Here is a 24,189-nt window from a genome sequence, read left to right on the forward strand (position 1 = left end):
ATGCCCACCCTCGTCGTCGCCGGACACGGCATGGTCGCCCACCGGCTCGTGGAGGCGGTGCGCGCGGAAGACCCCTCGGGGAACTGGCACATCGTCGTCCTGTCCGAGGAGCCGCGCCCGGCGTACGACCGGGTGGCGCTCACGTCCTACGTGGACACCTGGGACCCGGCTTCGCTGGCGCTGCCCGGTTCGGACTACGCGGGTGACTCCTTTGTGGACCTCCGGCTCGGTGAGCTGGCGGTTTCGGTGGACCGGAACGCGAAGACGGTCACCACGGCCTCCGGCGAAGTCGTTTCTTACGATGCTCTCGTGCTGGCCACCGGCTCGCGGCCGTTCGTGCCGCCGGTGCCGGGCCACGACCTGCCGGGCTGCTTCGTCTACCGGACCATCGAGGACCTCGACGCGATCCGCGCGGCCGCGGTCGACAAACCGGGCCGCGGCCGGCGGTCGGCCGTCGTCATCGGCGGTGGCCTGCTCGGTCTGGAGGCCGCGAAGGCGTTGCGGGACATGGGACTCTCGCCGCACGTCGTGGAGATGGCGCCGCGGCTGATGCCGCTGCAGGTCGACGAGGGTGGCGGCGCGCTGCTGCGTCGGCTCATCACGAACCTGGACGTCACCGTCCACACGGGAACCTCCACCGACGCCATCGAAGCCGACGGCTCGCGGCTGCTGGCCCGGCTCGGCAACGGCACCGAGCTGGACGTCGACCTCGTCGTGTTCTCCGCCGGTGTCCGGCCGCGTGACGACCTCGCCCGCCAGTCGGGCCTCGAGGTGGGCCCACGCGGTGGCGTGCTGACCGATGCGTCCTGCCGCACCGGCGACCCCGCGGTGTACGCGATCGGCGAGTGCGCGTCGGTCGACGGCCGGGTGTACGGCATCGTGGCGCCCGGCTACGCGATGGCCGAGATCGTCGCCGCGCAGCTGACCGGCGGTTCGGGGACGTTCCCGGAGCCGGACACCTCCACGAAGCTGAAGCTGATGGGCGTCGACGTCGCGTCGTTCGGCGACGCGCACGCGGCCACCGAGGGCGCGCTGGAAGTCGCGGTCAACGACGCGGTCGCCGGGACGTACAAGAAGCTCGTGGTCACCGACGACGGCAAGACGCTGCTCGGCGGCGTGCTCGTCGGCGACGCGACCGAGTACAACACGCTGCGTGCGCTGGTCGGTCGTCCGCTGCCGGCTGAGCCGGGCGCCATCCTCGCCCCGGCGGGCGGCGGCGCGGCGGTCGGCGTCGACGCGCTGCCGGACGCGGCGCAGATCTGTTCGTGCAACGCGGTGTCGAAGGGCGCGATCACCCGCGCGATCCACGAAGACGGCTGCGACTCGGTGCCCAAGCTCAAGGCGTGCACGCGGGCCGGGACCGCGTGCGGCTCGTGCGTCCCGTTGCTCGGCAAGCTGCTGACGGCGTGCGGCGTCGAGCAGTCGAAGGCCGTGTGCGAGCACTTCCCGCAGTCGCGCGCCGAGCTGTTCGAGATCGTCCAGGCCACCCGGATCACGACGTTCAGCGAGCTGATCGGTCGCTACGGCTCGGGCAGCGGCTGCGCGATCTGCAAGCCGGCGGTGGCGTCGATCCTGGCCACCCTGGGCAACGGGCACGTGCTCGGCGGCGAGCAGCTGACGTTGCAGGACACCAACGACCGGTACCTGGCGAACCTGCAGCGCAACGGCACGTACTCGGTCGTCCCGCGGATCCCCGGCGGCGAGATCACGCCGGAGAAGCTGATCGTCATCGGCCAGGTCGCCCAGGACTTCGGGCTCTACACCAAGATCACCGGCGGCCAGCGGATCGACCTGTTCGGGGCCACTGTGGACCAGCTGCCGCTGATCTGGCGCCGGCTGGTGGACGCCGGGTTCGAGTCGGGGCACGCGTACGGCAAGGCGCTGCGCACGGTCAAGTCGTGCGTCGGGTCGACGTGGTGCCGCTACGGCGTGCAGGACAGCGTCGGGCTGGCGATCGAGCTGGAGCTGCGCTACCGCGGCCTGCGGTCGCCGCACAAGCTCAAGTCGGCGGTGTCGGGCTGCGCGCGGGAGTGCGCGGAGGCGCGGAGCAAGGACTTCGGGATCATCGCCACGGAGAACGGCTGGAACCTCTACGTCGGCGGCAACGGCGGCACGACCCCGCGCCACGCCGACCTGCTGGTGTCCGATGTGGACACCGAGACGCTGATCCGGACGATCGACCGGTTCCTCATGTTCTACGTGCGCACGGCCGACCGGCTGCAGCGGACCGCGCCGTGGATCGAGGAGCTGGACGGCGGGCTCGACCACCTGCGCGCGGTGATCGTCGACGACTCGCTCGGCATCTGCGAGGACCTCGACGCGGCGATGGCCAAGCACGTCGACAACTACGCCGACGAGTGGAAGGGCGTCCTGGAGGACCCGGAGAAGCTGGCCCGGTTCAGCTCCTTCGTCAACGCGCCGGGCACGCCCGACCCGGCGATCTCGTTCCGCGCGGAGCGGGAGCAGAACGTGCCCGTGCTGCTGGGAGTCCCGAGTTTTTCGAACAGCGAGGTGCGACGATGACGACGTCGGTCCGGACCTGGACGGCGGTGTGCGCCGTCGAGGCGGTGCCGGAGTACGCGGGGGTCGCCGCGTTGCTCGGCGACGTGCAGGTGGCGATCTTCCGGCTGCCGGGCGAACGCTTCCACGCACTGTCCAACTGGGACCCCTGCAGTGGCGCGGCGGTGCTCTCGCGCGGCATCGTCGGTGACGCGGGCGGTGTCGCGGTGGTCGCCTCGCCCGTCTACAAGGACCGGTTCTCGCTCGAGGACGGCCGGTGCCTGGACGCGGAGGGCGTGTCGGTCCCGGTGTACGAGGTGCGCGTGCGAGGGGGCGTGGTCGAAGTGGAGAGCCCGTGATCGGTCCGCTGGCCGGGTTCGTGGTCGGCATCACCGCGGCGCGCCGGGCGGACGAGCTCGGCGCGCTGCTGGTGCGCAAGGGGGCGAGCGTGCGGTACGGGCCGGCGATCCGGATCGTGCCGTTGACCGACGACACGGAGCTGCACGCGGCGACTTCCCGGCTGCTGGAGTCCCGAGTGGACGCGGTGGTGGCGACGACGGGCATCGGCTTCCGCGGCTGGCTGGAGGCGGCGGAGGGCTGGGGGCTGGGCGACGCGCTGCTTTCGCGCCTCTCGTCGTCGTCGCTGCTGGCACGCGGCCCGAAGGTGACGGGCGCACTGCACGCGGCGGGGCTGTCCCCGGCTTACTCGCCGGCGTCGGAAAGCAACGCGGAGTTGTTGCAGCACCTGCTTTCCTCGGGCGTCGCGGGGCAGCGGATCGCGGTGCAGCTGCACGGGGAGCCGTTGCCGTACTTCGTGGACGCGTTGCGCGCGGCGGGGGCGGAGGTCATCGAGGTCTCGGTGTACCGCTGGGTCGGCCCGGCGGACCCGGCCCCGGTCGACCGCCTGCTGGACGGCGTGCTGGAGGGAGCGATCCACGCACTGCCGTTCACGAGCGCCCCGGCGGCGGCGTCACTGCTGGCGCTGGCTCGCCGTACCGGCCGGCTGCCGGGCCTGGTCTCGGCGTTGTCGGGCCCGGTCGTCGCGGCCTGCGTCGGCCCGATCACGGCGGGGCCGCTGGCCGCGGTGGGCATCCCGACGGTCCAGCCGCACCGAGCGCGGATCGGCGCGCTGGCCCGCACGGTGGCGGAGACCCTGGTGGCCCGGTCCCCGCGGTTTTCGGCGGGCGGCCGCGCGATCGAGCTGCGCGGATCATCCGCGGTGGTGGACGGCGAGTGGCGCGAGGTGGCCCCGGCGCCGATGGCTCTGCTGCGGGCGTTGGCGGCGTCCCCGGGCCGGGTGGTGTCCCGCCGCGAGCTGACCACGGCGTTACCGGGCGGCGGCGAGGAACACGCGGTGGAGACGGCGATCGGCCGGCTGCGGACGTCACTGGGTGGCGGGCGGGTCGTGCAGACGGTGGTGAAGCGGGGGTACCGGCTCGCCGTGGACGCCTGAGCGATCTCCGCGGACATCACCGCCGCCCTAGCCGACCCAGGTGACCGCGTGCTTCTCGAACCCCCGCGCGGCCGCCACCCGCGCCGCCTCCGTCTCGGCCTCCTCGCGCGCCGCCGGGCGGAGCGGGTCGAACGCCGTCACCGTGAACGTCAGCTTCGCGCCGCTGCCCTTCGTCCGCCATGTTCCCGCGATGTCGCCGTCGGCCAGGAGCACGCCCGGGTTGCCCAGCATCTTCCAGACCTCCTTGCGCCGCGCCGGGTCCGGGACCAGCAGGGCCTTGTCGCGGGCCTGGATGAACGGGTCCAGCGGCGGCAGCAGCCGCACGACGTCGGGCTCCGGCGGGTTCTCCAGCGCCTTCACGCGGTCGGCGGGCAGGTACCGCTTCTTCCCCTCGACCTCGACCTCCGCCAGGTCCGACGGCCACGTCCTGTCGACGACCGCCCGGGCGGTCCCGGCGAACTCCGCCGCCTCGCCCGGCGACGCCGGGCCGTTGAGCCGCAGGTACGACTCGATCACCGCGGTCGCCGCGGCGACGTCCGGCTTCGTGCGCATCCGGCCGCGGCCTTCGAGGGGCGCCAGCGTCGCCGGGGACGCGCCGGCCACCAGGCGCACGCCCGCGTGCGGCGCCGCGATGCGCATCAGCTGCTCCTGGATGTGCGTCGCGTTGCAGCCTCGGCACCAGCGGGAGAACTCCGGCGGCAGCTTCTTCGTCACGGCCGTCGAAACCGCGCCCTTGGTCATCTCCTTCGTGACGACGGCGCGGAGGGCGGCGGCCGCCGTGAACACCACCTCGGCCGCCGCGGGCCCGGTCGCCGCCAGGTCCTTGCGCTGCCACAGCATCCGGGCCAGCGCGTCCGCGTCGTCCAACGGCACCAGCGCGCGCGTCACCTCGGCGAGGTCGAGGTGGTAGTGCGGCGCGCCGCGCAACGTCCACGCGAGCACCAGCCGCTGGTCGTCGGCCAGGGAAACCGGGCCGTCGAGCCGGGCCACGGCGGCCAGCAGCGCGGTGTCGCGCATGCTGTCCTGCAGCCCGGCCCGCACGACGGCGAGGTCGGTGACGTCCTTCGCCGTGCGGTGCAGCCCGTGCTCGGCGATGCGGTAGGCGAGTACCTGACGACGGTCCACGTGCGACTCCTAGAGCGTGTACTCGAAGGTGTACCCCATCTTCTCCTCGCCCATCGCGCCACCGACGGTGCCGCTGCCGGTGAGTCCCGCCAGCGCGCCGGTGCCCGAGCCGGGGACGACGGCGAACGTCGACGCGATGCCCTTGGCGTCGAACGTGAACTCGTGCTTCACGACGAACGTCCCCTCGCGACCGTCGACCTTGCCTTCGAAGCGCTCGAAGCTCGGCGACGTCGTCGTGCCGCTTTCGTAGCCTTCGCCCGCGTAGTAGAGCAAGAGGTCGCAGACCGATTCACCCTCGATGACACCCTCGTACGCCATCGCCGCGTGCGCGTAGGCGACCCGTGGGCCCCCTTCGGTCCCGCTGACGACGTTTTCTTCCCAGTTCTTCATGGTGAATGCGTTCATGGGGACCACTCTGCCGGGCATACCTGTCAGCTTGTGTCAGGTATTTCTGCCAGAATCGGGGCATGCGCGCCAGCCGGCTCCTGTCCGTCCTCCTGCTGCTGCAGAACCGCGGCCGGATGACGGCCGAGGAGCTCGCCGAAGAGCTGGAGGTCTCGGTCCGGACGGTCTACCGGGACATCGACGCGCTGTCGGCGTCCGGCGTCCCGGTGTACGCCGACCGCGGCCGGACCGGCGGGTACCGCCTGGTCGACGGCTACCGCACCCGGCTCACGGGGATGACCGAGGAAGAGGCGCAGTCGCTGTCGCTGGCCGGGCTGCCGGTGGCGGCGGCAGAGCTGGGGCTCGGCACCGTCCTCGCCGCGGCCCAGCTCAAGCTGTACGCGGCGCTGCCGCAGGAGCTGCGAGACCGGGCCGGGCGCGTCGCCGAGCGGTTCTACCTGGACGTCCCCGGCTGGCACCGGGGCATCGAAAGCCTGCCGGCGCTGTCGGCGATCGCCGACGCCGTGTGGTCGTCGCACCGGATCCGGATCCGCTACGAGCGCTGGGGGCAGCGCGTCGTCGAGCGGGACGTCGAGCCACTGGGCCTCATCCTCAAGGCGGGCAACTGGTACCTCGCCGCGCGCTGCGAGGGCACCGACCGGACCTACCGGATCTCCCGCGTGCTCGAGCTGACGGACCTCGGCGAGGAGTTCGAGCGGCCCGCCGGTTTCGACCTCGCGGCGTACTGGCAGGAGTGGTCCGAGCAGTTCGAACGCCGGATGTTCCCGCGCGTGGCCGTGGTGCGGCTGTCGCCGCGGGCGCAGGCTCTCGTACCGTTCTACGCGGGCTCGGTGGGCGCCCGCGCGCTGCGGGACTGCCGGAACGAGCCGGACGCGGACGGCTGGCTCACCGTGGAGCTGCCGGTGGAACCGGGCGAGCCCGCCATCGGCGAGCTGCTGCGGTTCGGGCCGCACCTGGAGGTCCTGGCACCGGCGGACCTGCGTGCGGAGCTGGCGGAAGCGATCGAGGAGATGGGCGCGTTCTATGGGTGAGCTGAGCGGGGTCGCGATCGGTGTCACGGCCGAGCGCCGGGCCGAGGAGTTCATCGGCGCGCTCGAGCGCCACGGCGCCGAGGTCCGGCACGCGCCGACGATCACGATCATGCCCCTGAACAGCGACCCCTTGCTTCGCGGCGCCACCTCGGCGCTGGTCGCGGCACCGGTCGACTTCACGGTGGTCACGACGGGCGCGGGCTTCCGCGGCTGGCTCGACGCGGCTTCGGGCTGGGATCTGCGCACCGCGTTGGTCGCGCGGTTGGGGGAGTCCCGGATCTACGCCCGCGGGCCCAAAGCGGTGGGCGCGGTCCGGGGCGCGGGCCTGCGCGAGACCTTCTCGGCCGAGTCGGAATCGAACGCCGAGCTGTTCGACGCGGTGGGTTCGGCGGGCGTCGACGGTGCTCGCGTGGCCGTCCAGCTGCACGGGACGCCGTTGCCGGAGTTCACCGCGCCGCTGGTTTCGGCGGGGGCTTCGCTGGTGGAGGTGCAGCCGTACCGGTGGACTTCACCGCGGGACGTGACACCGGTGCACGAACTGATCGACGCGGCGGTGGCCGGCTCGCTCGGGGCGATCGCGTTCACGAGCGCCCCGGCGGCGGCGAACTTCCTGACGCTGGCCCGCACTTCCGGCCGCTACCAGCAACTGCTCGCGGCGTTGCGCGGGCCGCTGGTGGTCGCGTGCGTCGGTCCGGTGACCGCGGCGCCGCTCGAGGCGGTGGGTGTGGAGACTGTGCAGCCGGAGCGGCAGCGCCTTGGTGCGCTGGTGAAGCTCCTGGTCACGACGCTCAGTGGCACCGGTGGGACGTCGGAGAGCCGGTCGTAGCGCCGAGGTCGTCGTCGCGGCCGGCGGCCAGGCGCGGCCACTGCGCGATCGGCCGGCCACCCGGCCACTCGGCGAGCGGCGGCCAGTCGGGCGCGCCCGCGTCGGTCCGGACGTTGGTGCGGTCCTGTGGCACGCCGTCCGGGGAGTCCTCCCAGGACTCCTGGCGCCCGAACGCCGTCAAGTCCATCAGCGCGTAGCTGTAGTCCATCGCTTCCACGCCACGGCGTTTCGTCCAGTACGTCTCGAACACGCGGTCGCCGTCGCGCAGGTAGCAGATCAGATGGAACAAGCCCTTTTCGCGCCCGCCGAGCAGCGCGTCCAGTGACGGCTGCGCCGAGTACCACGGCATGTCCCAGCCCATGAAGGTCCGATACCGCAGGCTTTCCGCGTACGACGTCGCGGCGTCGGCCGGCTCGGTCGCGACGTTGCGGCCCTGCGAGAACACCGCGTACGTGATGTCGCGCGAGTGCAGGTTCGCCAGCTCGGCGACCTGGTTCGTGTAGAACGTGCAGCCCTCGCACTGCTCCGCCGCGGGGCGGCCCGGGTTCCACATGAAGTAGTACGCGATCAGCTGGCGGCGGCCTTCGAACGCGTCGAGCAGGGTGACCGGGCCGTCCGGGCCGAGCAGCTCGAGAGTCGCGTCCACCTCGACCATCGGGAGCCGGCGGCGGGCCGCCGCGATCGCGTCGCCTTCGCGCGTGTGGGCCTTTTGCCTGGCGCGCAACCGGTCCAGGGCCTCTTCGAACGTCGAGCGGTCAGTTTGTGTGGGCATCATGGTTGCTCCTCGGGAAGTGCTTCGGCGAGACGCTTGATCTTCGCCAGGCGGCGGTCCCAGTCGGCGGCGAGCGCGGCCATCCAGCGGGCCGTCGTGTCCAGTGCTTCGGCGCGCACCGCGTAGCGGACTTCGCGGCCGACCTTGACGCTCTCCACCAGGCCGGCCGCGTCCAGCACCGCCAGGTGCTTGACGATCGCCTGGCGCGACACCGGCAGCCCGCCCGCCAGGGTCGTCGCGGTGGCCTGGCCGTGTTCGGCCAGCAGGTCCAGCAGGTGACGGCGGGTCGGGTCGGCCAGGGCGGCGAGGACGCCGTCGACCACGCTCATCCGGCTCGGGCGGCCAGTGCGGGGAGGCACTGTGCCCAGCCGTCGGTGTGGTCCTTGACCACGTTCCGGCGGTTCTCGTCGGACGTCGGCAGGGCGGCGAACCCGCTTTCCACCACGCGCAGCCGCGTGCCGTCGCCCTCGGGGGTCAGCGTGAACTCCACCAGCGTCGAGTTGTCTTCGCGCAGCTCCTCGCCCGGGAACGCGCTCACCCAGCGGTAGGCGAGGTAGCGCGGCGGGTCGACCTTCTCGACGCGCAGCGGGAAGTCGCCGTGCTGCGAATGCTTGACCACCAGGCGTTGGCCTTCCTCGGCCATTGTGCCTTCGATGGTTTCGTCGTCGGTCGCCCAGAACCCCGGCTCGGCCACCAGCGGCCAGACGCGGTCCGGCGCGGCGGCGATCAGGATGTCGCGCTCGATGCGGTCGCTCGGCATGGGTGCGCTCCTTTCATGTGCAACACCAGGGTTGCACATGAAGGACTGCTGTGCAACCTCGCGGTTGCACTGAGAGGTCAGTCGACCGCGCGGAGGGCCTCCCGTCCCACCGCCTCTTCGCTCATGCCGTTGCGCCAGTAACCGGTGAAACAGATCCGCCGCTTGTCGACTTCGCGCTCCCGCACGAGGTGCCGCCGCACCAGCTTCACGACGCCCGCTTCGCCCGACACCCACGCGTACGGCGCTCCGCCGGGGAAGGACGCCGCTCGCACCGCGTCGAGGAGCGCCGCGCCCATCGGCCGCGAGCCGCGCAGCAGCCAGTGGACTTCGACCGCTCCGCGCGTCTCGAACGTCTGGCGCGCTTCGCGCTCCGAGACCTCGATGTACGCCGACGCGCGCGTGCCGGCCGGGAGCCGCTCGAGGATCGCGCCGATCGCGGGCAACGCCGTTTCGTCGCCGACCAGTAGCTGCCAGTCGGTGCCGTCGGGCACGTCGTAGAGACCGTGCGGGCCGAGAAATGCCACCCGGTCGCCCGGCGCGACGCGCGCCGCCCAGGCCGACGCCGGGCCGGAGTCGCCGTGCAGCACGAAGTCGACGTCGATCTCCGCCGCCGCGGGCCGGTGCGCCCGGACCGTGTACGTGCGCATCGGCGGGCGGACGCCGTCGGGCATCGCCAGGTACGTGCGGTACCACGACATGACGTCGGAGCCGGTCTCCGGCAGCTCGGGCGTTTCCTGGCCCGGCAGCGGGAAGAAGACCTTGACGTACTGGTCCGGCGCACCGGGCGGCACCTCGCCGAAGCTGGCTGCCGCGAAGGTCACGCGCACCATGTGCGGCGTGATCGGCCGGACCACGGTCACCCGGGCCTGGTGGTACGTCAGGGCCGCCGGCCGCTCCACCTGCGTCGTCATTAGGCGAGGCTAACCTAAAAGTCAGCGGTCAGAACAGTCCCTCCTCACCGGGATCTTCGTCACCGTCGGGCTTCCAGCGGTATTTGCGTAGGTCGACGCGCTGGCCGTCGGCCAGCACGCCTTCGGCGCGCAGCCGCTCCAGCTGGTCGTGGACCAGGTGCGGCGCCGGGGTGCCGTTCGCGCGCAGGATCCGGTGCCACGGCAGGTCGTGCCCGTCCTCGGCGAGGATGGCGCCGACCATCCGCGGCGAAGGCGCGCCGGCGAGCGCCGCGATGTCGCCGTACGTGGCCACCGTGCCGGCCGGCACCGACTCGATGATCTCCCGCACGCGCTCGTGCAGAACGTCGTCCATACCCACACTCTGCCGCACACCACCGACACTTTTCGTGTCCGCCCGGCGCACGCTCCGGCACCTTCACCGAACACCCGCCCGCTAAGCCGTGCCGGTGCGCCACCCGGGGGAGCGGGCGTGGTTCCATCGCGGGGTGAACGGGAGGCGAACGAGGCAGGCGGACGCGCGGCTGGTGCGCACGCCGATCGCCGACGCACCCACGTTCACCTGGGACGATGGCGCCCGCCGAGTGCTCTCCGCACCCGGGGGGTTCCGCCGCGTGCTCGGCGGCCCCGGCACCGGCAAGACGGCGCTGCTGGCCTCGGCCGCCACCCGCCGCATCGCCGAGGGCGCCGACCCGGAGAGCGTGCTGGTGCTCACCACATCCCGCAAGGCCGCCGAGACCCTGCGCGCCGACATCACCCGCCGCCTCACCGCCGACCCCGACCAGGCGCGGCCGTTGCCCCGGACCGTCCGCGAGCCGCTGGTGCGCACCGTCCACTCCTACGCCTACTCGCTGCTGCGGCTGGAGGCGATGGCGGAGGAGCTGCCGCCGCCGCGCCTGCTCGCCGGCGCCGAGCAGGACGTCGTCGTCCGCGAGCTGCTGGCCGGCGACCTCGACGAGGAGGCCGGGTACTGGCCCGAGCAGCTGCGGCCGGCGCTGATGGTCCCCGGTTTCGCCGAAGAACTGCGTGACCTGCTGATGCGTGCGGCCGAGCGCGGGCTCGGGCCGGAGGACCTCGCCGAGCTGGGCCGCCGCCGCGGCCGCGACGAGTGGATTGCCGCCGGGCAGTTCTGGGCGCAGTACGAGGAAGTCACGCAGCTGCAGGGCGCGGGCGGCAACGCGCTGGGGGTCGCGAGCGCGCCGGCGCTGGACGCGGCCGAGCTGGTCACCTCCGCGCTGCTTGCCCTGGAGGACGACGACGAGCTGCGTGAACGCGAGCGCACCCGCGTGCGGCACCTGTTCGTCGACGACGCCCACCACCTCGACCCGCTGCAGACCGGCCTGGTCCGGATGATCGGGCACACCGCTGCGGAGTTCGTCGTGGCCGGCGACCCCGACCAGAACGTGTTCTCCTTCCGCGGCGCCGACGCGAGCCTGTTCGCCGACGCCGACCCGGACGGCAGCCGGACCGTCACGCTCACCACGGCGCATCGGCTGGCCCCGGCCGTCCGCTTGGCGGTGGCGAAGATCGGCGCGACGCTGCCGGGCGCGTCGTCGCACCGCAAGATCGTCCCGCCGGCCGGGGCGACGGGCGGCAACGTCCGCGTGCGCGTGATGCCGACCCCGGCCGCCGAAGCGAGCTGGATCGCCGATCAGCTGCGCCGCGCGCACCTCGTCGACGGCGTGCCGTGGTCGGAGATCGCGGTGCTCGTCCGGTCGCCGGCGCGGACTTTCCTGGTGCTGCAACGCGCTTTGCGTGCGGCCGGCGTCCCGATCGGGTCGGCGACCGAGGAGCTGCCGCTGGCGCGCCAGCCCGCGGTGCGGCCGCTGCTGGCCGTGCTGAAGCTCGCGCCCGCGCCGGACCTGCTCGACGTCGACCTCGCCGAAATGCTGCTGTCGTCCGCGCTCGGCGGCGCGGACCCGCTGGCGCTGCGGCGGTTGCGGCGCGGGCTGCGCCGGCTCGAGCTGGCCGGCGGCGGGCAGCGGTCGAGTGACGAGCTGCTCGTGGAAGCGTTGCGCGGCGGCGACATCCTCGTCGGGCTGGCCGACGCGGAGGCCGAGCCGGTGCGGCGTGTCGGCGGGCTGCTGCGCGTCACGCACCAGGCCGTCGCGCGCGGCGACGGCGTCGAGCAGGTGCTGTGGCAGCTGTGGACCGAAAGCGGGCTGCAGGACAAGCTGCTGAAGCAGGTCGAGCGCGGCGGATCGCTGGCCGCGCAGGCCGATCGCGACCTCGACGCGGTCGTCGCATTGTTCGACGCGGCGGGCCGGTACGTCGACCGGCTGCCGCGCGCGAGTGTCGCGTCCTTCGCGGATTACCTGGGGGCGCAACAGATCGCGGGCGACACGCTCGCGCCGGCGGCGGTGCCGTCGGACGGTGTCTCGCTGCTGACCGCACACGCCGCCGCGGGTCGCGAGTGGACGGTCGTCGCCGTCGCGGGTGTCCAAGAAGGAGCTTGGCCGGACCTGCGGCTGCGCGGGTCGGTGCTCGGGGTCGAACGGCTGAAGGACCTGATGGCCGGCGTCGACGACGACGCCGTGTCCGCCACCGCGCCGATCCTGGCCGAGGAGCGGCGCCTGTTCTACCTCGCGATGAGCCGGGCGAAGGAGACGCTCCTGGTCACCGCGGTGTCCGGCGAGGACGAACAGCCGTCGCGGTTCCTCGACGACCTCGAGGAGAACGGCGCCGACGACGGCGGGCTCGACTCGCGGATGAAGCCGCCCGGCCGGTCGCTGGTGCTCGCCGAGCTGGTGGGGGAGCTGCGCGAGGTCGTCTGCGACGACAAGGCCGACCCGGCGCGGCGGCGGCGCGCGGCCGCGCAGCTCGGCCGGCTGGCCGAGGCGAAGGTGCCGGGCGCGCACCCGTCGACGTGGTACGGCCTGCTCCCGGCGTCCAGCGACGAGCCGGTGCACCCGCCGGGCGACCTGATCCGGATCTCACCGTCCACAGTGGAAATCCTGACGAAGTGCCCGCTGCGCTGGATGATCGAGCGCCACGGCGGATCCGACCCGGCGCAGCTCGCCGCGGTCACCGGGACGCTGGTGCACGGGCTCGCGCAGGCCGTCGCGTCCGGCAAGACCGACGCGGAGTTGCAGGCCGCGCTGGACGAGGCGTGGGTGCGCGTCGACGCGGGGGCGCCGTGGTTCTCCCGGCGGGAGCGGCGGCGCGTCGAGCAGATGCTGAAGAACTTCACGACGTGGCTGGAGCAGAGCCGGGCGGAGCTCAAGGAAGCCGGGGTCGAGCAGGACATCGAGGTCGAGCTGCCGGCCGGGGGCGACGACGAGGTCCGGGTGCTGCTGCGCGGGCGCGTCGACCGGGTCGAGCTGGACAGCGAGGGCCGGCCGGTGATCGTCGACATCAAGACCGGCAAGGTCCCGGTGTCCGGAAAGGACGCGGAGGCGCACCCGCAGCTGGCCGCGTACCAGCTGGCGGTGCTGCTGGGTGCGATCGAGGGCCGCTCGGAGGCCGGCGGCGCGCGGCTGGTGTATGTCGCGAAGGCGAACAACAAGACGGGCGCGACCGAGCGATCGCAGCCGCCGCTCGACGAAGCCGGCGGAAAGCAGTGGCTGGAGCTGGTCCGCGACGCGGCGGCTTCGGCGGCGGGGCCGGACTACCAGGCCCAGGAGAACCCGGACTGCGACCGCTGCCCGGCCCGCGGCTGCTGCCCGCTGCGCCCCGAGGGCAGGCAGGTGCCCGGCCAATGACCACCGAACCGCCGCTTTCACGTGAAAGCTACGCTTTGAACCGCAAAGCGGCACTTTCACGTGAAAGTGCCGCTTGGGGGGTGAGTGGGTGAGCCCGCTACTCATCGCGAACCCCGTCGAGCCTGCCGAACTCGCCGACGCGCTCGGGCTGCACCGGCCGACGCCCGAGCAGGCCACCGTCATCGCCGCGCCCGTCGAGCCGTCGCTCGTCGTCGCCGGGGCCGGGGCGGGCAAGACCGAAACCATGGCCGCGCGGGTGGTCTGGCTGGTGGCCAACGGGATCGTCAGCCCCGACCGCGTCCTCGGCCTCACCTTCACCCGCAAGGCGGCGCGCCAGCTCGGCGAACGCGTCCGCGCGCGGCTGCGGCGCCTGGCCGGCTCCGGGCTGCTCGACCGGCTCGACCCCACCGGCGGGCTGCGGTCCACTGTGGTCGCGGGCGAGCCGACCGTCCTCACCTACCACGCATACGCCGGGCGGTTGTTGTCCGAACACGGGCTCCGGCTGCCCGTGCAGCCCGGTGTCCGGCTGCTGTCCGAGACGTCGTCGTGGCAGATCGCGCACCGCGTCGTGTCCACATGGGACCACGAGCTGGACACCGACCGCGTGCCGCCGACCGTGACCGCGGACGTCCTGCAGCTGGCCGGCGAGCTGGGTGAGCACCTGATCTCGACCGAGCAGCTCGCCGAGTACACCCAGTGGATGTGCCAGGTCATCGAGAACGCCCCACGCGCCAAGGGACAGCGCGCCGCGCTGCCGCAGAAGCTCACGGAAATCATGGCGGCGCAACACTTCCGGCTCGCGCTGCTGCCGCTGGTCGACGAGTACCACCGCCGCAAGCGCAACGAAGGCGCGCTCGACTTCGCCGACCAGATGTCCCTGGCCGCACAGCTGGCCGGCGGCTACCCATCGGTCGTGCGTGGTGAGCGCGAACGCTTCGGCGCCGTGCTGCTCGACGAGTACCAGGACACCGGACACGCTCAGCGCGTCCTGCTGCGGGCGCTGTTCGGCGGCGTCGAAAACCCGCCGATGCCGGTCACCGCGGTCGGTGACCCGGCCCAGGCGATCTACGGCTGGCGCGGCGCCAGCGCGGCGAACCTGCCCCGCTTCACCACGGACTTCCCGCGCCACGACGGCGAAAAGCCCGTCCCGGCCAACGAATTCGGCCTGCTGACGAGCTTCCGCAACCCGCCGGAGATCCTCGACCTCGCCAACGCGATCGCCGAACCACTGCGGGCCCGCGGCCTCGGCGTCGAACGGCTGCGGGCCCGCGAAGGTGCCGGACCGGCGGACATCGCGTGTGCGCTGCTGCCGGACATCCGCGGCGAACGCGAGTGGGTGGCCGACGCGCTCGCCCGGCGCTGGTACGCCGTGCAGGAGGAGACCGGCAAGCCGCCGACCGCCGCCGTCCTGGTGCGGCGCCGCGCCGACATGGCGCCGATCGCCGCCGAGCTGCGGGCGCGTGGACTGCCGGTCGAGGTCGTCGGGCTCGGCGGGCTGCTCGACGAGCCCGAGGTCGCGGACCTCGTCTCGACGTTGAAGGTGCTCGCCGACCCGCTGTCCGGCAGTGCGGCGGCGCGGCTGCTGACCGGGGCGCGCTGGCGGTTGTCCGCCGCCGACGTCGCCGCGCTGTGGCGGCGGGCCGGGGAGCTGTCGAGCCCGGAGAAGTCCACTCCGGACAATCCGGAGCTGGTCGTGGAGCGCGTCGAGCAGGCCGGGCTGATCGACGCGATCGACGAGCCAGGCCCGCCGGAGCGGTATTCCGAAGCGGGCCACCAGCGCATCCGCCGGATCGGCTGGGAGCTGGCCGCGCTGCGGCGACGGCTGGACCAGTCGCTGCCGGAGCTCGTCGCCGACGTCGAACGCACGATGCTGCTGGACGTGGAGTCGTTGGCGCGCCCGGGATCCGCGGGCCGTGCGCACCTGGACGCGTTCGCCGAGGTCGTCACCGACTACGCGGAGACGGCGCCGACCGCGACGCTGCTGTCCTTTGTGGACTACCTGAACACCGCGGCGCACGCCGAGGACGGGCTCACCCCCGGCGAGGTCGAGGTCGTGCCGGACCGCGTCCAGGTGCTGACCGTGCACTCGGCCAAGGGCCTCGAATGGGAGGTCGTCGCCGTCCCGCACCTGGTGCACGAGGTGTTCCCGGGCCGACGGCGGTCGTCGTCGTGGCTGCGGACCGCGACGTCGCTGCCCGCCGCGTTGCGCGGCGACTCGCAGGACCTGCCCGAGCTGCGGATCGCCGACGGGTACGACCGCAAGGAAGTCCAAGAAGGACTGGAGCTGCACGAGGCGGGGTTCGTCGAGCGGGAGCAGGCGGAGGAACGGCGGCTCTGCTACGTCGCGCTGACGCGGTCCGAGCACGCGCTGATCGTGTCCGGGCACTGGTGGAACGAGAGCAGCAGCCGGTTCAAGGGGCCGTCGGAGTTCCTGACGGAGATCGGCGACGTCCTGCGCGAGACGGGCGTCGGGCAGCTCGCCGAATGGGCGCCGGAACCCGCCGCGGAGGACGAAAACCCGCTGGTGTCGGACTCGCGGACGGCGCGCTGGCCGGTCGACCCGCTCGGGGACCGGCGCACCGGCGTGCAGACCGGGGTGGAGCTGGTGTTCGAGGCGCTGGCCGAGCCGACCGAGTCCGAAGAGGACGATCCGGACGGCTGGCGCACCGACACCGACGTCCTGCTCGAGGAATGGGCACGCAAGGACGACCGGGTCAAGCGGGTCCCGCTGCCGTCAAGGCTTTCGGTGAGCCAGCTGGTCGCGCTGGCCGAGGACGCCGACCGGCTCGCGACGGACCTGAGCCGGCCGCTCCCGATGGAGCCCAACAGCTTCGCCCGCCGCGGCACGGAGTTCCACGGCTGGCTGGAGCGCCGGTTCGCCGGCGACCAGCTCATCGAGATCGACGACCTCCCGGGCGCGGCCGACATCGGCGAGGCGCCCGACGCGGACTTCGAGGAGCTGCAGGCGGCGTTCGAGCGCAGCGAGTGGGCTGAGCGCGTGCCGCACGCGGTGGAGATCTCGTTCTCGGCGGACGTCGAGGGCATCACCCTGCGCGGCCGGATGGACGCGGTGTTCTGGCACCCGGACGGCTACTGGGAAGTGGTGGACTGGAAGACGGGCTCGCTCCCGGCCGAATCCCGCCGCCCGGCGCTGTCGGTCCAGCTCGCGGCGTACCGCATGGCCTGGGCAGCACTGAAGAACGTCCCGGTGGAGCAGGTCCGCGCGGCGTTCCACTACGTCCGCGCGAACCACACGATCCGCCCGGCGGACCTCCTGGACGCGGAAGGCCTCCGCCAGCTCCTCCGCGACATCCCCGAGGCGTGATCGAAGGGTCGACACGCGTGATTGAGCAGTCGACACGCGTGATTGGAGCGACGACACGGCGGGTGTGCGAGCCGCGGCAGTGTCGACCCTTCAATCACGCGAGTTGACCCTTCAATCACGCGTGTCGACCCTCTGATCACGGGTTCAAGCGCGGTCGCGGACCTTCAGGGCCCAGGCGATCATCGGCCACTGGAGGGGGAGGCGGGCGTAGGCGATGGCGCGTTGGGACGGCGTTCGCGCGTCGACTGCCATTTTGACGTTGCCGGGGAAGACGCCCAGGAACAGCAGGGCTGCTGCCAGACCGCCCAGGCGGCGGGTGCGCGGGGTCGCCACCGCGGCCGCGACCGCCAGCTCCGCGACGCCCGAGCCGTACGTCCACGCCCGGCGTGAACCCGGCAAGGACCGCGGGATCAGCCCGTCGAACGGCTTCGGGACGGCGAAGTGCAGGACGCCCATGAAGCCCAGTGCCCCGGCCAGGACGTGCGCGGGTCGTTGTGAATCAGCCACCGGCTGATGGTTCCACGCGGCGGCGCTCGGGGCAGTTCGGCTATCCTCCGGGCGTGAGTGACGCTCGACACCAGCCGCTGGGAGCCGGTGCATGAAGGCCCTGAGGCGGTTGCCGCTGGGCAGTCTCACCGATCGGCCGGACCACGAGCTCGTCGGCGTGCTGCGGATGCCCGAGCTGACCGTGAGTCCCCTCCGCTCGATCGTGAAGCGGGTTGTCGGCGCGACGCTCGCGCTGCTGCTCACGGTGGTCATCGTCTACATCGACCGCGACGGCTACCGCGACGCCAACGGCGACGGCCTGTCCCTGCTCGACAGCCTGTACTACGCCACCGTTTCGCTTTCGACGACCGGCTACGGCGACATCGCGCCCGCCACCTCGTCGGCCCGCCTGGTGAACGTGCTGGTGATCACCCCGCTGCGGGTGCTCTTCCTCATCGTCCTGGTCGGGACCACCCTGGAGGTGCTCACCGAGCGCTCCCGGCAGGCGTTCAAGATCCAGAAGTGGAGGACGAAGGTGCGCGACCACACGGTCGTCGTCGGGTTCGGCACCAAGGGCCGGTCCGCCGTCAACGCGCTGCTCGGCGACGAAGACGTCGAACCGGGCCAGATCGTCGTCGTGGACACCGACCAGCAGGCCCTCGACGCGGCGAGCGCGCTCGGCCTCGTCGCCGTGCACGGCTCGGCGACCCGGGCGGACGTCCTGCGCGTCGCCGCGGTGCAGCACGCGCGGGCGGTCGTCGTCGCCCCCAACCGCGACGACACGGCGGTGCTCGTCACGCTCACCGCGCGCGAGCTGGCGCCCAAGGCGCACATCGTGGCGTCGGTGCGGGAGGCGGAGAACGTCCACCTGCTCAAGCAGTCGGGGGCCAACCAGGTCGTCGTCTCCAGCGAGACGGCCGGGCGGCTGCTCGGCATGGCGACCTCGACGCCGCTGGTCGTGGACATCATGGAGGATCTCCTGACCCCGGAGTCGGGCCTGGCGATCGCCGAGCGGGCGGTCGAGCCGGCCGAGGAGGGCGGGTCGCCCCGGCACCTGTCCGACCTGGTCCTGGGCGTGGTCCGCGACGGCGTCCTCTACCGCGTCGACTCCCCGCAGGCGGACGCCATCGAGCCCGGCGACAAGCTGCTGTACGTCAAGAAGGTCACGCAGGCGGAGAAGATCGAGCGCTGACCAGGGCGCCTGGGTTTTGCCCGCGGGATCTGGAACCATGAACCGGTGCCTCCGCGATCACTCGATCTCAAGTGGCCCACGGTGGCGATCCCCGCCGCGGCGGGTGTGCTCGTCGTGCTGCTCGCCTGGCTGGCCGGGCCGGGGCTGCTGGGCATCTCGAACGACGATCTCGGCGCCCCCGTGACGGCCGAGGTCACCAAGCCCGCGCCGTGCGACCGGCCGGACGCCGTCGAGACCGTGAAGTTCACCGTCGCCGGCAAGACGCACGAGGGCACCCTCAACGGCTGCGGGCACGGCCAAGGCGAGCGTGTCGACGTCGGCGTCCCGGAGCAGCTGCCGGACCAGGGCACGGTCACCGTCCGGGCCGCGGACACCTCGGCCGGGGCGTCGGACGCGCGGCGTCCGATCGGCCTGTTCCTGCTCGTGTTCGCCTGCTTCTCCGGCGGGATGTTCGTCTACCTCTGGCTGAGCATCCCGCTGCGACCGAAGCCCGCCCCGAAGGTCAGCTGACCTCGGACGACGGCGCCGCGAAGGTGTTGCAGTCGGCGATCCGGTTGCTCGTCGCGCCCGCCCGCCACCACGACGCGTAGTGCGCGTTCGTGCCGTGGTCGTGGCTGCGGGACGTGTTGTCGCCGCGGGTTTCCTGGTCGTTCCAGGCCTTGTTGTACATGTCGCGGTTGATCGTGCCGCCCTGGTCGACGTGCGCGCCGAGGAACATGCCCGAGAAGCACTGGGCCTGCAGCTCCTTGCGCCGCGACATCTCCAGCCCGGCCGGGCTGTTCTGGCCGGCCTCGTAGATCTTCTGCCAGGCCGCGTCCATCAGCCCGGCGACCTCCTGGACGTGGTGGCCGTACTCGTGCGCGAACAGGGCCAGGTACACGCCGGGGTTGTTGCCGTACTGGTCGGTCTGCAGGCCGCGGAACGGGACGTACAGGTTGTTTTCGCAGTAGTACGCGGCCGTCGCGATGCCGACCTGGATGGTGCCGCACTCGGTTTCGAAGCTCGCGCCCGTCGGGAAGTGCAGTGCCGGAGAGGTGAACGGCAGGTGGTAGGCCTCGAGGAACGGGCCCCACGCCGCGTCGAGGCACTTGCTCGCCGCGGTGAAGAACGCCTCCGCGCCCGCCTGGGTGCTCTGCCAGGGCGGCAGGGTGCAGACGCGGTTCTGCAGCCCCGCGTTGGGGTCCTGCAGGATCGGGTGGTCGGCCAGCTTGAGCACCTTCTGCGGGCCGGTCGCGCTGGGCGTCGACAGCTCGGTCGACGGGACCGGCGAAGCCGACGCCGGGGCGCCCGCGCCGCCGGGCAGCTGCGAAGGGCTCTCGGACGACGGTGTGTCGCGGTAGTTGGCGCTGGACAGCGGCGGTGTCGCGTCGCGGTTGAGGGCCACGATCGCCACCAGCCCGAGCACCAGCACGGCCACCGCGCCGAGGCAGACGCCGATCACCGCCGCCGGGGACCGGCGCTTCGGGGCGGACACGGTGTGGGGGCGGCCCAGCCACGGGAGATCCGGTTGCGCACCCGGCACCGGCGGCGGCTGGACGGTGCCGCGAGGCGGTACCTGGCCGTGGGGCGGTTGCGTCACTAGGCAGTCCCGAAGGGTCTCGGTACGGATCGGGGGTACCCGATCCCGCCATTCAGCATATCGGGGGAACGGGCCTTCCCGCACCCGTCCGTGCGCACGGCGTCACCGCGCCCGGACGTCACCCCAGGTCTGGCCGGGTGCAACCGGCTCTGAGAGAGTGTCGGCAAGCAGGCACTGCAGGCGAGGGGCTTCGATGACAGACACCGGTGGCGCGCCCGGCGGCGAGGGCGCCGACACGCCGACACCCAGCCAGGGCATCCCCCAGGCTCCCGCCCCCGGATCGAGTGAGTCGAAGCCGCCGGAAGATCACTCCGCGTCATCGGCGACGCCGCCGCGTGGGTGGCAGGCGCCGGACGCGCAAGCCACGCCGGAACCGGCCCCGCCGACGCCGACCGGCTGGCAGTCGCCGTCGGCCGGCTACCAGCCGGACGCGCTGCCGCCGTTCACCGGGCAGCAGCGGTACGCGCCGGCGCCCGGCGGCTGGAACCCGCACGGGCTCGGCAAGCCCGGCGTGATCGCGCTGCGGCCGCTCAACATCGGCGACATCCTCGACGGCGCGATCACCGCGATCCGCCGGCACCCGCTGCTGATCCTCGGCATCGGCGCGGTGATGGCCGTGATCAGCGCCGTGATCGGCTTCTTCATCCAGCGGTACGTGCTCGCCGACCTCGAGAGCCTCGCGGCGCCGGGCACCCTCGGGCCGGGCGCCACCGAACAAGAGCTGCGCGACTTCGTGTTCGGCGCGTTCGGCGACGCCTTCCTCGCGGTGGTCCCGGCGCTGTTCGTCACGACGTTCCTGCTGACGATCACCGCCGGTCTGATGGCCGCCGTGATGGGCCGCGCCGCGCTGGGCCGCGAGGTCACCTTCGGCATCGCCTGGCAGGAGGTGCAGCCTCGGCTGCTGCCGCTGCTCGGCGTCGCGTTCGTCTACTCGCTGATCACGACGGTCGGCCTGATGCTGTGCCTCATCCCGGGCGCGGTGGCCTGGGCGTTCTGGGCGCTGGCCGCCCCGGCGCTGGTGCTCGAGCGCGGCACGTTCCGGCAGGCGTTCGCCCGCTCGGTCAAGCTGGTGCGCGGCTCGTTCTGGCGCGTGCTCGGCATCCTGGTGCTGGCGAAGGTCATCGAGTCGTTCTTCGAGAACATCATCCAGCTGCCGTTCACCGTCGGCACCGGCGTGTTCAGCTCGGTCCTCACCCCGGGCAAGGTGTACGTGCCGAGCACCGGCGACCTGCTGCTGGCCTCGGCCGGGCAGATCGTCTCCGGCACCATCGCGATCCCGTTCGTCACGCTGGTCACCGTGATCGTCTACCTCGACCAGCGGATGCGCCGCGAAGGCATGGACATCGAGCTGGCGCGCGCGGCCGGGGTCCAGCCGCCGCAGGCGTGGTGAGCTGGGTCCTGATCGACGTCCCGGTCGACATCGACCGGGACGCGGCCCGTCGCGCCGCCGCCGAGGAGCTGACCGACCCGAAGTACCGGGACGCGCAGCCGAACATCCTCCAGCAGATCGGGCAGTGGCTGGGTGACCGGCTGAACGAGCTGCTCAACGGCCTTTCGTCGTCGTTCCCCGGCGGGGTCTTCGGCTTGGCGCTGGTCCTGGTGCTGCTGATCGTGCTGGTCGTCGTGATCCGGCTGCGCACCGGCAAGATCGCCCGCGCGGCCCGCGCCGAGCGGACCGTGTTCGGCGGGACGCGGCGGCAGAGCGCCGGCGACTACCGCCGCGCGGCCGCCGAAGCCGCGGCCGCCGGCCGGTACGACGACGCCGTCCGCGACCGCTTCCGCGCCGTCGTGCGGGCCCTGGAGGAACGCGCGCTGCTCGACGTCCGCTCCGGCCGGACGGCGGACGAGGCCGCCGCGGAGGCCGGGCTGCTGCTGCCGAACGTCGCCGACGCCCTGCGCCGGGGCGCGCGGCTGTTCGACGACGTCCACTACGGCGGCCGCGAGGGCACCGAAGCGGCCTACACCGAGCTGACCGAGCTGGACGAACGCAGCCGTCGTGAGCGGCCGGTCGCCATGGCGGGCCAGTGACGACGTCGGTTTCGCCGGACGTGCGCCGGATCTGGCGCTCCGCTCGCATCCCCCTCGCCCTCGTTGTCCTGATCTTCGCCGCCGGCGCGCTGTTGCTGCTCGGCCGCGGCGAACAGACCCACGGCGCGCTCGAACCCGGCTCCTACGAGCCCGGCGGCGCCCACGCGCTCGCGCAGCTCCTGCAGGACCAGGGCGTCGACGTCCGGACGGCGCACACGATGGCCGAGGCGGACGACGAAGTCGGCGAAGACGCGACGCTGCTGGTCACCCAGCCCGACCTGGTCCCGGCGAAGCGGCTCGACGCGCTGCGGGAGCACGCCGCCGACGTCGTCCTGGTGACGCCGGGCGCGCCGACGCTGCACGACTCGCTGCCGCTGGTGCACCCGGTCGCCCAGAACGACGAAGGCACCTTGAGCCCGCAGTGCACCGTCGCCGCGGCGGTCGCGGCCGGCGACGTGACGCTCGGCGGCATCGGCTACGCCTCGCCCGGCGCGCGCTCGTGCTATCCCGGCGAGGACGGCGGCGGCACGCTGCTGCAGCTCGCCGACGCGGGCGGCACGACGACGCTGCTCGGCTCGTCCGCGCCGCTGACCAACGACAAGCTCGCCGAGCAGGGCAACGCGGCGCTGGGCCTGCACCTGCTGGGCGCGCACCCCAAGCTCGTCTGGTACCTGCCGGCCACGACCGACCCGGGGCTGGACGACAGCCGCCGGTCGATCTTCGACCTGATCCCGGACGGCTGGTATTTCGGCGCCGCGCAGGCGTTCATCGCGGTCGCGCTGTTCGCGCTGTGGCGGGCCCGGCGGCTGGGCCCGGTGGTCACCGAGCCGCTGCCGATCGTCGTCCGCGCGGCCGAAACCGCCGAGGGCCGCGCCCGGCTGTACCGGCGGGCGAAGGCCGCCGGGCACGCGGGTGAGACGCTGCGGGAGGCGGCGCGGGCCCGGCTGCGCACGACGCTGGGCCTGCCGCGCGACGCGGACCCGGCGGCGCTGGTGCACGCGGTGAGCGCGCGGGCCGGCCGTGCGGCGAACGACGTCGGCGCGGTGCTCTACGGTCCGCCGGTGGCCGACGACCCCGCGCTGGTCCGGCTGGCCGGCGAACTGGACAGGGTGGAACGAGAGGTGGGGCGAACTTGACCAGCGAAAACGCGACGGGGGCCCGCGAAGCGCTGATCGCGCTGCGTGCCGAGGTCGGCAAGGCCGTCGTCGGCAACGACGCCGCGGTCACCGGGCTGATCCTGGCGCTGCTCTGCCGGGGGCATGTGCTGCTCGAAGGCGTCCCGGGGGTGGCGAAGACGCTGCTGGTGCGGGCGCTGGCGGCGGCGCTGGACCTGGAGACCACGCGCGTGCAGTTCACGCCGGACCTGATGCCCGGCGACGTCACCGGCTCGATCGTCTACGACGCGCACAGCGGCGAGTTCTCCTTCCGCGAGGGCCCGGTGTTCACGAACCTGCTGCTGGCCGACGAGATCAACCGGACGCCGCCGAAGACGCAGTCGTCGCTGCTGGAGGCGATGGAGGAGCGGCAGGTTTCACTCGACGGCAAGACGCGGCCGCTGCCGGACCCGTTCATCGTGATCGCCACGCAGAACCCGGTGGAGTACGAGGGCACCTACCCGCTGCCGGAGGCGCAGCTGGACCGGTTCCTGCTCAAGCTGACCATGCCCGCGCCGTCGCGTGAGGACGAGATCGGGATCCTCTGGCGGCACGCGCAGGGCTTCGACCCGCGCAACCTCGCCGCGGCCGGCCTCAAGGCGGTCGCCGGGGCGACCGAACTGGCGGCAGCGCGCGAAGCGGTTTCGAAGGTGACGATCGGGCCCGAGGTGATCGGGTACGTCGTCGACCTGTGCCGGGCGACGCGGTCTTTGCCGTCGGTGCGCATCGGCGTTTCCCCGCGTGGCGCAACGGCTTTGCTCGCGGTGACCCGCGCGTGGGCGTGGCTCGCCGGGCGCGACTACGCGACGCCCGACGACGTCAAGGCGCTCGCGCGGCCCGCGTTGCGGCACCGCCTGGACGTGCGGCCGGAGGCCGAGCTGGAGGGCGTCACCGCGGACGGCGTCCTGGACCGCGTGCTCGCGTCCGTGCCCGTGCCGCGCTGAC

General features: G+C 72.9%; 22 protein-coding genes. 13 read left to right on the forward strand and 9 right to left on the reverse strand.

The features are described 5' to 3' along the window. Genes nirB through M8542_RS27330 form a run of 3 tightly spaced genes read left to right on the forward strand, consistent with a single transcriptional unit; the run spans position 1 to position 3,952 of the window. Positions 1 to 2,523: a nitrite reductase large subunit NirB gene (nirB, locus tag M8542_RS27320; protein WP_257923106.1), complete on the forward strand. Its 2,523-nt coding sequence runs from the start codon at positions 1 to 3 to the stop codon at positions 2,521 to 2,523. Beyond that, a complete protein-coding gene (gene nirD, locus M8542_RS27325) occupies positions 2,520 to 2,858 on the forward strand; it encodes a nitrite reductase small subunit NirD (RefSeq protein ID WP_257923107.1) in 339 nt (112 codons plus the stop codon). The genes nirB and nirD overlap by 4 nt, the downstream gene beginning before the upstream one ends. Next, positions 2,855 to 3,952, forward strand: coding sequence for a uroporphyrinogen-III synthase (locus tag M8542_RS27330; RefSeq protein ID WP_257923108.1), 1,098 nt, complete (start codon positions 2,855 to 2,857; stop codon positions 3,950 to 3,952). Before nirD ends, M8542_RS27330 begins: the two co-directional genes overlap by 4 nt. A 27-nt stretch (positions 3,953 to 3,979) precedes the next feature. On the opposite strand, the gene M8542_RS27335 is transcribed toward M8542_RS27330, so the two are convergent. After that, positions 3,980 to 5,077, reverse strand: a complete 1,098-nt coding sequence (locus M8542_RS27335) for a DNA glycosylase AlkZ-like family protein (RefSeq protein ID WP_257923109.1) — start codon at positions 5,075 to 5,077, stop codon at positions 3,980 to 3,982. 9 nt (positions 5,078 to 5,086) lie between these two features. After that, positions 5,087 to 5,482, reverse strand: a complete 396-nt coding sequence (locus M8542_RS27340; protein ID WP_257923110.1) for a DUF3224 domain-containing protein — start codon at positions 5,480 to 5,482, stop codon at positions 5,087 to 5,089. Between the two features lie 62 nt (positions 5,483 to 5,544). Here M8542_RS27340 and M8542_RS27345 point away from each other — a divergent pair, with 62 nt between their 5' ends. Next, positions 5,545 to 6,513, forward strand: a complete 969-nt coding sequence (locus M8542_RS27345) for a helix-turn-helix transcriptional regulator (RefSeq protein WP_257923111.1) — start codon at positions 5,545 to 5,547, stop codon at positions 6,511 to 6,513. Then, positions 6,506 to 7,339, forward strand: coding sequence for a uroporphyrinogen-III synthase (locus M8542_RS27350; RefSeq protein ID WP_257923112.1), 834 nt, complete (start codon positions 6,506 to 6,508; stop codon positions 7,337 to 7,339). Before M8542_RS27345 ends, M8542_RS27350 begins: the two co-directional genes overlap by 8 nt. Here the strand turns inward: M8542_RS27350 and M8542_RS27355 are convergent. From M8542_RS27355 to M8542_RS27375, 5 genes are all read right to left on the reverse strand, one after another. Then, entirely contained in the window at positions 7,302 to 8,111 is an 810-nt protein-coding gene (locus M8542_RS27355; protein WP_257923113.1) for a DUF899 family protein, read from the reverse strand. The genes M8542_RS27350 and M8542_RS27355 overlap by 38 nt on opposite strands. After that, positions 8,111 to 8,440: an ArsR/SmtB family transcription factor gene (locus tag M8542_RS27360; RefSeq protein WP_257923114.1), complete on the reverse strand. Its 330-nt coding sequence runs from the start codon at positions 8,438 to 8,440 to the stop codon at positions 8,111 to 8,113. Before M8542_RS27360 ends, M8542_RS27355 begins: the two co-directional genes overlap by 1 nt. Next, positions 8,437 to 8,871 carry an SRPBCC domain-containing protein gene (locus M8542_RS27365; RefSeq protein ID WP_257923115.1) on the reverse strand — a complete coding sequence of 145 codons (435 nt, stop codon included), beginning with the start codon at positions 8,869 to 8,871 and terminating at the stop codon, positions 8,437 to 8,439. Before M8542_RS27365 ends, M8542_RS27360 begins: the two co-directional genes overlap by 4 nt. Positions 8,872 to 8,948: 77 nt before the next feature. Further along, positions 8,949 to 9,782, reverse strand: a complete 834-nt coding sequence (locus M8542_RS27370) for a siderophore-interacting protein (protein WP_257923116.1) — start codon at positions 9,780 to 9,782, stop codon at positions 8,949 to 8,951. Between the two features lie 28 nt (positions 9,783 to 9,810). Beyond that, positions 9,811 to 10,134, reverse strand: a complete 324-nt coding sequence (locus tag M8542_RS27375) for an MGMT family protein (protein ID WP_257923117.1) — start codon at positions 10,132 to 10,134, stop codon at positions 9,811 to 9,813. Positions 10,135 to 10,267: 133 nt separating this feature from the next. Here M8542_RS27375 and M8542_RS27380 point away from each other — a divergent pair, with 133 nt between their 5' ends. After that, positions 10,268 to 13,480: an ATP-dependent helicase gene (locus tag M8542_RS27380; protein ID WP_372508612.1), complete on the forward strand. Its 3,213-nt coding sequence runs from the start codon at positions 10,268 to 10,270 to the stop codon at positions 13,478 to 13,480. Positions 13,481 to 13,568: 88 nt separating this feature from the next. Next, on the forward strand, positions 13,569 to 16,805 hold the full coding sequence (locus M8542_RS27385; RefSeq protein WP_257923118.1) for an ATP-dependent helicase: 3,237 nt from the start codon (positions 13,569 to 13,571) through the stop codon (positions 16,803 to 16,805). A 144-nt stretch (positions 16,806 to 16,949) separates the two neighbouring features. On the opposite strand, the gene M8542_RS27390 is transcribed toward M8542_RS27385, so the two are convergent. Further along, positions 16,950 to 17,312 (reverse strand): DoxX family protein, encoded by a 363-nt coding sequence (locus M8542_RS27390; protein WP_372508613.1) that lies wholly within the window; start codon positions 17,310 to 17,312, stop codon positions 16,950 to 16,952. 91 nt (positions 17,313 to 17,403) lie between these two features. Between M8542_RS27390 and M8542_RS27395 the strand changes: the two genes are divergently transcribed. Further along, the gene (locus M8542_RS27395; protein ID WP_257923119.1) at positions 17,404 to 18,483 is read left to right on the forward strand and encodes a potassium channel family protein; all 1,080 of its coding nucleotides are present in this window, start codon (positions 17,404 to 17,406) and stop codon (positions 18,481 to 18,483) included. An 81-nt stretch (positions 18,484 to 18,564) separates the two neighbouring features. Continuing rightward, positions 18,565 to 18,993, forward strand: a complete 429-nt coding sequence (locus M8542_RS27400) for a P-loop NTPase family protein (protein ID WP_257923218.1) — start codon at positions 18,565 to 18,567, stop codon at positions 18,991 to 18,993. Here M8542_RS27400 and M8542_RS27405 read toward each other — a convergent pair. After that, positions 18,986 to 20,005 carry a neutral zinc metallopeptidase gene (locus tag M8542_RS27405; RefSeq protein ID WP_257923219.1) on the reverse strand — a complete coding sequence of 340 codons (1,020 nt, stop codon included), beginning with the start codon at positions 20,003 to 20,005 and terminating at the stop codon, positions 18,986 to 18,988. The two genes, M8542_RS27400 and M8542_RS27405, sit on opposite strands and share 8 nt — an antisense overlap. Before the next feature lie 250 nt (positions 20,006 to 20,255). On the opposite strand from M8542_RS27405, the gene M8542_RS27410 reads away from it, so the two are divergent. From M8542_RS27410 to M8542_RS27425, 4 genes are read left to right on the forward strand one after another with little or no spacing between them, the layout of a single operon-like run. After that, entirely contained in the window at positions 20,256 to 21,452 is a 1,197-nt protein-coding gene (locus tag M8542_RS27410; protein ID WP_257923120.1) for a hypothetical protein, read from the forward strand. Then, the gene (locus M8542_RS27415) at positions 21,446 to 22,090 is read left to right on the forward strand and encodes a DUF4129 domain-containing protein (RefSeq protein ID WP_257923121.1); all 645 of its coding nucleotides are present in this window, start codon (positions 21,446 to 21,448) and stop codon (positions 22,088 to 22,090) included. Before M8542_RS27410 ends, M8542_RS27415 begins: the two co-directional genes overlap by 7 nt. Then, positions 22,087 to 23,226 (forward strand): DUF4350 domain-containing protein, encoded by a 1,140-nt coding sequence (locus M8542_RS27420; protein WP_257923122.1) that lies wholly within the window; start codon positions 22,087 to 22,089, stop codon positions 23,224 to 23,226. The genes M8542_RS27415 and M8542_RS27420 overlap by 4 nt, the downstream gene beginning before the upstream one ends. Continuing rightward, positions 23,223 to 24,188 carry an AAA family ATPase gene (locus M8542_RS27425; RefSeq protein WP_257923123.1) on the forward strand — a complete coding sequence of 322 codons (966 nt, stop codon included), beginning with the start codon at positions 23,223 to 23,225 and terminating at the stop codon, positions 24,186 to 24,188. The genes M8542_RS27420 and M8542_RS27425 overlap by 4 nt, the downstream gene beginning before the upstream one ends. Position 24,189: the final 1 nt, after the last annotated feature.

Origin of the sequence: Amycolatopsis iheyensis, assembly GCF_024703995.1 — a bacterium.
Taxonomy (GTDB): Bacteria; Actinomycetota; Actinomycetes; order Mycobacteriales; family Pseudonocardiaceae; genus Amycolatopsis; species Amycolatopsis iheyensis.